4 protein-coding genes and 3 tRNA genes are annotated in these 8,543 nt (G+C 37.8%); 4 read left to right on the top strand and 3 right to left on the bottom strand.

The features are described 5' to 3' along the window. Positions 1-496: 496 nt before the first annotated feature. From B5D46_RS07010 to B5D46_RS06995, 4 genes are all read left to right on the top strand, one after another. A tRNA-Ala gene (locus tag B5D46_RS07010) sits at positions 497-572 on the top strand. Positions 573-588: 16 nt separating this feature from the next. Continuing rightward, positions 589-664: transfer RNA gene (locus B5D46_RS07005), tRNA-Ala, on the top strand. 16 nt (positions 665-680) lie between these two features. Continuing rightward, positions 681-756 (top strand) — tRNA-Ala (locus B5D46_RS07000). A 309-nt stretch (positions 757-1,065) separates the two neighbouring features. Beyond that, on the top strand, positions 1,066-2,415 hold the full coding sequence (locus tag B5D46_RS06995; protein ID WP_078928858.1) for a TolC family outer membrane protein: 1,350 nt from the start codon (positions 1,066-1,068) through the stop codon (positions 2,413-2,415). A 312-nt stretch (positions 2,416-2,727) separates the two neighbouring features. Here the strand turns inward: B5D46_RS06995 and B5D46_RS06990 are convergent, their stop codons facing one another. The 3 genes from B5D46_RS06990 to B5D46_RS06980 all read right to left on the bottom strand — a co-directional run bounded on the left by B5D46_RS06990 (position 2,728) and on the right by B5D46_RS06980 (position 8,353). Then, positions 2,728-4,752: an OPT family oligopeptide transporter gene (locus B5D46_RS06990; protein ID WP_078928857.1), complete on the bottom strand. Its 2,025-nt coding sequence runs from the start codon at positions 4,750-4,752 to the stop codon at positions 2,728-2,730. 719 nt (positions 4,753-5,471) lie between these two features. Further along, positions 5,472-6,818, bottom strand: a complete 1,347-nt coding sequence (locus B5D46_RS06985) for an NCS2 family permease (RefSeq protein WP_078928856.1) — start codon at positions 6,816-6,818, stop codon at positions 5,472-5,474. A gap of 113 nt (positions 6,819-6,931) precedes the next feature. Next, positions 6,932-8,353 carry an MFS transporter gene (locus B5D46_RS06980; RefSeq protein ID WP_078928855.1) on the bottom strand — a complete coding sequence of 474 codons (1,422 nt, stop codon included), beginning with the start codon at positions 8,351-8,353 and terminating at the stop codon, positions 6,932-6,934. Between the last annotated feature and the right edge of the window lie 190 nt (positions 8,354-8,543).

Below are 8,543 nucleotides of genomic sequence, written 5' to 3'. Positions count from 1 at the left end.
GAAGGTAAGTCTCTGACAAAGAAAATCCTCACCTGGGATATGGTTTCCCTGTCAGAAGGTTTTGAATTCAATAAATATCAGATAATCAAGATCTGATCCTGCCAATCCAACAAACGCGTTTGTTGGAAATCCCAGAAACCTGATTAAATCCCAGGAACGCGTTCATTGGAATAATCCTAGATACATGATTAAATCCCGGGAACGCGTTCGTTGGAATAATCCTAGATACATGATTAAATCCCGGGAACGCGTTCGTTGGAATAATCCCAGATACATGATTAAATCCCGGGAACGCGTTCCTGGGATTAGCAAAAGCTTTATTTAAAAGTGCGAAAAAACAGGGTTGGGAAATTTACATTAAACTTATTGTTTTGTATAGTTTGTTTTTGCTTTTAGTAGCTTGAATACAGGCATATTCTCCACTTTCGTAAAAAAAAGATCCAAAATTCCTTGACCTATCTCAAATATCATATATAATGAATCTCGTTTTGAATATGGGGTTATAGCTCAGTTGGGAGAGCGCTTGCATGGCATGCAAGAGGTCATCGGTTCGATCCCGATTAGCTCCACCAGTTCAAAATCCCTTGTGGGGGTATAGCTCAGTTGGGAGAGCATCTGCTTTGCAAGCAGAGGGTCATCGGTTCGATCCCGTTTACCTCCACCATTTCATATCCTTCTGTGGGGGTATAGCTCAGTTGGGAGAGCATCTGCTTTGCAAGCAGAGGGTCATCGGTTCGATCCCGTTTACCTCCACCATCCGTTACATTCAAATATTAATTTGTTGCGCAATATCTCAATTTATAAATTACGCATTGTGATTTGTGTTGATATAATCTTACGGCTTTAAAACTAAAATAATCTTACAGGGGTATTTGTTTTCTTCTGCATTATGCTGAAGTTAATTTCAATTACTAGTGCTCCCTGTCCAGAATTGACTACGTTATTAAAGAAATATAGCAACTTTGGATCTCATCATAATTCAGAGCTCTGCGCGGTCGGTGATTTAACAGGAGGTGCGAAATACCTTCTCATTCTTATAAAGAGACTGTATTTTCGCAAATACATATGAATTTTAAGATATCATCTTTAGCTTTAACTGTTGCATGTTCACTTGCTATCTTCAGCGTTCAGGCAGAAGATCTTATGGATATCTACAAAGAAGCACTTCAAAAAGATACCGAGCTAAATCAGGCTAAGGCAAATGCTGATGCCGCACATGCAGGAATTTCACAGGCAACAGCAGCCCTTTTACCTCAGATTGATGTTGTAGGCTCTCTAACTAAAACTCGCACAAATTATGTAAAGACTGCGACATATGAAGGAAGAGCCAGCAACAAAGTAGCTTCAGCAGGCGCAACCTTATCTCAGGCCATCTGGAGACATTCCAGCTGGGTTAACCGTTCAATTGCAGAAAAAACAGCTACCCTGAATGATTTGGCTTATGCAGATGCTCAACAGGATTTAATTCTGAGAGTAAGCACTGCATATTTCAATGTTCTAAATGCAGCAGAAACACTAAAATACCAGCAGGCAAACAATCAGGCACTAAAAAGACAGCTTGACGAAGCTGAAAAAAGACTTAATGTTGGTCTTATTGCAGAAACAGACAAGCTTGAAGCTCAGGCTGCTTACGACTTATCAACGGCTAACGTTATTTCTGCAGAAAATGCCCTGATTAACTCATATGAGCAGATTCGAATCCTTACCGGAAATACTGTAACATCAAACCAGCTTTCAGAACTCGATATAACAAAATTTGATACTCCTAAGGTGAATGAAACTCTTCAGAGACTTATCAAAAGAGCAGAAGAGAATAACATTGCCCTACAGGAAGCTGTTGTTTCGCGTGATATAGCTAAGGATAACATTACCCTAGCAAGAACTGGTCACGAACCAACGCTTGATTTTAACGCTAATATCAAAACAGCTTACACGGACTACAGCCACGAAAATCCAACTCCAGGCTGGGTGGATAACAACTCCTGGTCTAAGTCTGTAGGACTTACTCTGAATATTCCTATTTATCATGGTGGCGAAACATCTGCAGCTGTAGATAAAGCAACCGCAAACTATGTTGCTCAGTCAGAGGCTCTTGAAAATGCTCACAGAACATTACTGACTAACGTAAATAACAGCTACAACAATGTTAATGCAGCTATCAGTAAAGTTACAGCCTACAAGAATACTGTTGCTTCAGCAAAATCTGCATTAGATGCTACCATTGCCGGCTATGATGTTGGTACCCGTACCATGACTGATGTGCTTGATGCTACACAGAACCTATACAATGCAATGCAGCAGTCAGCTCAGTCACGCTATGATTACATTCTGGCAAGACTTAACCTGATGTACACTCAGGGAGATCTTAAGGTTGAACACATCAACCAGATTAACAACAGTCTTGTAAAGAAATAACCTACTTCAAAAGATTCTTTCCTAAGGAGAACTCAAATTGAGCTCTCCTTTGTTATGTCTAAAAACTCCCCTTCCCTCTTAATTATCATTTGATTGATTTTCTGAAGTTCTCATCACCGAACTCACGGCTACTATTTGAAATATACAACTATAAGATGTCAACCGATCTTTGAGAGCTTAAGCGCCAAGTGCTGGGCATAATTATCAACAGACAAGGGACAAAAAAGAAAGGCTGTTTAGAAAAGGGAAAAGGCATCGAATGCAAAAAAAACTCCTCGTGAAGAGGAGTTTTACAGCAAATTCAATAATGAATTACTTAGAAGAACCAGATGCTATCTTATGTAGAACGTAAATAAGTCCACCAAAGAAGATAACAAATGAAATAACGCTGATAACAGTTGCATTCAGCCCCAGATCAATAGCTAAAGGAGCATCAGAACCACCGGTTGAAATAGATGCGGTTAAAACGAAGGCCATTAAAACGCCCATCAGACTTTCACCAACAATTAGTCCTGCCGCCATTAGATTGTTTCTGCTATCTAGATTGGTCAGTTTATTTTTCTGCTCTTCCTTATCGGTAAACTTGAGCTTAATGCGACGAACGATAAAGTAAGAAGCAATTGCACCAATGATAATTACAACATTAACACTTGATGGAAGATAAATACCCAGACCTACAGCTAATGGTGCGATGAACATCTTGTTCTTAGTAATCTTCTTTATGAAAAGATTCAGAACAATTAATAACGCACCTAAAATCAAACCAATAATGATATAGGTCCATTCTAAGTGATGATTGAAAATGCCTTTTGCAATAGATGCCATCAGAGTTGCCTGAGGAGCATTCAGCGCAAGACTTGGATCCATATTAGATCTTGGCATTGCACCTGGGAAACCATAGCTGTTGTATAGAAGTTCAAGAACAGGAGCAATAACAAAAGCACCAATAATAGTACCGATAATCAGAGCAACCTGCTGATGCTTTGGAGAAGCGCCTACAAGCTGACCAGTCTTTAAATCCTGAAGGTTATCGTTTGAAATACATGCTGTTGCATTAACGACGGTAGCAGTAAACAGAGTAAATGCAGTAACAAAATCTCTACCACCTTCAATATTGAACATTCCCTGTACTCCTGAAAGAACCAGGTAACATAAGGAAATAACAACAACAGAAATAATTGTGATTCCAGAAATAGGACTTGAAGATGAACCAATCAGACCTGCCATATAACCACATGATGCAGCTAATAAGAAACCGATAAGAACAGCTAAAAGAGTTCCTAAAATAATAAATGACCAGCTCCATAATGCAGGAATATCAATATTAGTAGTGAACTTATAGAAAACACCACAAATAATCAGAATCGATATAACTGTATAGATAATCATCTGCTTGAAACTTAAATCAGTATTTCTTGAGTCAATCTGACCAGATTTAGCTTCTTTAGCAAGTTCCATGGAGTCTAAAAGACCTTTAACAATAGGCTTAACAAGAACAATCAGAGTCCATAAAGCAGAAATAGCAATACAGCCTGCACCAGCGAATCTTAGCTTGGTAGCCCAGATCATTGAAGAGAAATCTTCAACTGCCAGCGCATCTGGATTTAGAAGAATAGATGTTAATACAGGAACACCTACACCCCAGCATAAAATTGTACCAACTAGCAGAGAAAAACCACCACCGATTCCGATAAGTAAACCGGCGCCTAATAGAGCAAATGAATAACCGGTACCTAATGAGAATACTGCAGCTCCAACTTTTCCTGTAATGGTAAAACCATCAAAAAGTACTCTTAAACCACTGGTACAGAAAGTAAAGACTGATGATAAACCAGCACCTAAAGCTAATAATTTAACACCACTCTTTGCCTGTGATTCTCCATCGGAGGACTTCTTGTTTGCTGTCTTTAGAATTACTGCGGCAGCTACTCCTTCAGGATAAGGTAGATTTGATTTCACTACCATTGCATATCTTAAAGGAACAGTAAAAATAACACCAAGAGTACCACCTGCGGCACAGATCAGGAAAGTCTGCCAGAATGGGAAATCATTCCAGTAGCCAATCATTACCATTGCAGGCATAACGAAAATAATTGATGAGATACAACCTGCAGCAGAAGCCTGAGTCTGTACAATATTATTTTCGAGAATTGATGAGTCTTTAAACATTCTCAAAACAGCCATTGAAATAACAGCAGCAGGAATTGAGGATGCAAAGGTCATTCCCACCTTTAGTCCTAAATAAACATTAGAAGCAGTAAAGACTAAAGTAATTAAGGTACCTAAAATAATACCTCTGAGAGTAAGTTCTCTCATAGAGTTGCTAGATGTTTTCATTGTTAAGTTTTTTTTATTAATTCTGTCAAGAAAGCAAAGAGAGCTTTCAATGCAGATTGTTTATTTAATCTATAACCGAATAAATCGGCGCTCTTAACCTTACGCTAATAAGGAAATTCATTCTATAGAATCAGATTTTAACTTCACTCTCAAAAGAAAGTTTCTGTAATAGCAGAAATATCTTCCAAGCAGCGAAAAGAGCTACTCCGACAACGAAAGTTCAAGAATCAATGCATTCTCAACAATAACTTCCGCCCAAAAAGAAGAAATTCGGTTATTTTTCAGAATGTTACAAATCACACCGAAACAAAATTAATTTTAATTCAGAATGATTTATTGAAAATGAACCTGCATTATACGGACAAAAAAACACCTCGGAGACTAAACCTCGAGGCTGGCTGATTGTCCGGTAAAATCCAATACTACAGGACGGTGTCTTATTAACCAGAATCATTTTAGCTGAGGAATACCTTTGAAAGGATTCTCTTACCGTAAAAGATCGTAACAAAGACACATATATGAGTCTGAAATGCTTTTATTAGCCTTTTAATCAAAACTCGCAATGCACAATTTTACCACATTGCACAAGTCTACGCAAAAATATGCATACACAAAAGAATCTCTTTCAAAAAAAGGGAATGAAAACAGATAATCAGATAAGAATACAGATAGGAATATTTGTGTTTAAGCCTGCAACGGCTTAAACACAAATAAGAAAATTAACGAATAAAGAAGCTGAGAGCTAAGAACAGAGTAATTCCCCACATAGTAGGAGTAATCTCTTTAATTCTTCCTGAGAATACCTTAATAAAGCAGTAGCTTAGGAAACCAAAAGCAAAACCATTAGCAATTGAGTAGGTTAATGGCATCATAATGATTGTTAAGAATGCAGGGAACCCCTCAGAAAAATCCTTAAAATCAATTGAGCTGATATTAGTTGCCATTAAACCACCTACGATAATCAGTGCAGGTGCAGTTGCACAGGCAGGAATTAAATCACCTAATGGAGTAACAAAGAATCCTAGAAGGAATAACAGGCCAACAAATACTGCTGTTAAACCGGTTCTTCCACCAGCATTAATACCAGTTGCAGACTCAACATAAGTTGCAACGGTACAGGTGCCGATAGCTGCAGAAGCTATAGTACCAACAGAATCAGAAATCAGAGCCTTGTCAATATTCTCAATCTTGCCATTTTCATCAACCATATGAGCCATCTTGGTAACAGCAATCAGAGTTCCAATAGTGTCAAACAGCTCCACGATTGTGAATGTAAAGATAATAGAAATAATACCGTAATGCAGAGCTCCAAGCAGATCCATCTGCATAAATGTTCCTGCAAAATTTGGCATTTCAAAGCTGAAAACATCATCAAATGAAGATGGGACAGCAGAATTACCAAGAATCATACTGATTAAGGAGACAGCAAAGATGCCAATAAGAACTGCAGCCTTAACGTTAATTGAGATCAGAGCGGCAGTAAATAAAATACCAAACAGTGTCAGAAGGACATTTAAGGAAGTTAAATCTCCAAGAGTAACCTTTGTGGCAGGATCAGCAACAATTATTCCTGAACTCTGCAGACCGATAAATGCAATAAAACAGCCAATACCAACAACAATTGCTGTTTTTAGTCCAGCAGGAACAGCATCAATAATAAGCTGACGAATCTTTGTTACAGATAAAATAAAAAAGATAATACCAGAAATGAATACTGCACCTAAAGCGGTCTGCCATGGTAGATGCTGGCTTCCACACACATAGAAGGCAAAGAAAGCGGTTAATCCCATACCAGGAGCAACTGCCACAGGGTAGTTGGCATAAACACCAATATAAATTGTACACAGTGCTGTGGTCAGAAGACATGAAGCAAGAGCAGCGTCCTTTGGCATGCCTGCAGCTGACAGCATTGAAGGCACAACAAAGATAATGTAAGCCATAGAGAAAAATGTGGTCAGACCGGCTAAAAACTCAGTCTTGATACTTGTGTTTTTCTGTTTTAATTTAAAAAAATTATCAATCCATCCTGAAATTGATGAATTTGCTTTTGTCGGCATATCTGACATCTGACAATCCTTGGCTCACTTGCCTCTTAATTTATTAAAATAATATAAAACATCAACTCTATCTAATAAGACAAAGTTAAAATCTAAAAACTTATTAATGATTCAACTCTCAACTAGTCTCGAGAATCAGATTTTATTGCTAAAAGATTTCGTCCGTTGAAAATTGTATTCTCCATTGATTCCAGAAGTTTTCCTTTTGTTTCAGGCAAACCGGAATAAATCAATGAAAACAGAAATGCTCCTGCTATCAGGAAGAAACTCAGAAGCATCAGAAGACCTAGACTCTGAACAGCTCTGTAGAAGAAATACATTCCCATCATAACTGCAGCAAAGTTAAATAAGTAAATAACTGTTAAACCGAATTCTCGTCCTTTTACTGCAAGCAACTCTGAAGCCAGTACGGTAAGAAGCAGACTCAGACATACGGTTGAACTAAAAACAAATATGCACATCAGGAGCACGACAAAGAACTGTCCAAACTCTCTAAACTGTCCATATAGCAACACATAAATTACAGCAATAATAATTTCATTTGAGAAAACTGCAAATAAAAACAACTTCTTGCGACCAATCTTATCAACAGCAAAGAAGGTAAAAATCGCACCAAGAAAAGCGGATAGTAAAATAGATCCCAAGAAAACAAAATTAATGTCTGACTGAGAGGAAGGAACAAGAATGCCTAAAGTCATGGCAGTCTGGAACGATTTTATAAGCTGCAGTGACATGTAAGGAAGAATTGCCATACCAGCCAGCTGGCAGGAAATACTTATAAAAATGAAGAACCAGGTTACCCCTCTGAATACAGGGCTTCTGAAAAATAAAGCCATACCTCGCTCTTCACCAAGAATACATTCGTTGATGGCAGCAAGCTCTCTTGCAGCCTCTGAAGTAGAAACTCTTAACCTTATAAGTTCAGTTAAAGCCTTATCTGAAGATCCCGTCAGAGCATGCCATCTTGGAGATTCAGGCAGACGCAGATATGAATACACTAATAAAGGTAAAGACAGTAGAACAATTCCTGATACAACAGAAAAACCGTAGTTAGGAATAATACCTCTTAATACGGTAGCTAAAAGTAAACCTAAGGTAAAAAATACAGCGATAAGAGAGGAACAGGATCCTCTGTACGCAGAAGGAGAAATCTCAGTTACATAGCTTACTGAAGAAATAAGATATACACCAAAGGCTGCACCTACGGCGAATTCTGATATGAACAGAGTACTGAAGGTTGGAGACATCAGAGAAATTGACTGACCGATTACACCAAAAGTGAATGCGCCAAGAATCGACTGAAGACGACCTGTATCATAAACAAGTCTTCCTCCTAGGAAGGTACCAACCAGAGCTCCTAGTAAGAAAGTATTTATCATGCTGTCTACATTGTAGACTTCCAGCATAAACACATTGATAAGACGAACTTTACTCGAAAGAATCGCACCTAAATTAAAGCCGAAAATAGTCGACATACATGAGACAATAGCTACACATATGTATACAAAATTCTTGCTGTGAACTGTTTTCTTTACTTTAGTCATAAAAAAGGTGGTGAAGTTCGTTAAATTTTCACGGTGTAATTTTAGTTGTTTTTTTAATAAAATGCGACTTTTTTCACAAAATTTTATAAAAAAATTTTTTCTGTTTAATTAAAGAGCACTAGTTTTGAGAACCTCATGATTATGCACACAAAAAAAACATAGTAACAAAACAAAATTACAATCATTTCGT

The sequence above is a fragment of the Succinivibrio dextrinosolvens DSM 3072 genome (genome assembly GCF_900167015.1).
GTDB classification, from domain to species: domain Bacteria; phylum Pseudomonadota; class Gammaproteobacteria; order Enterobacterales; family Succinivibrionaceae; genus Succinivibrio; species Succinivibrio dextrinosolvens.
The sequence above is the reverse complement of the archived record's forward strand: the minus strand, read 5'-3'. Positions and strand labels throughout refer to the sequence as shown.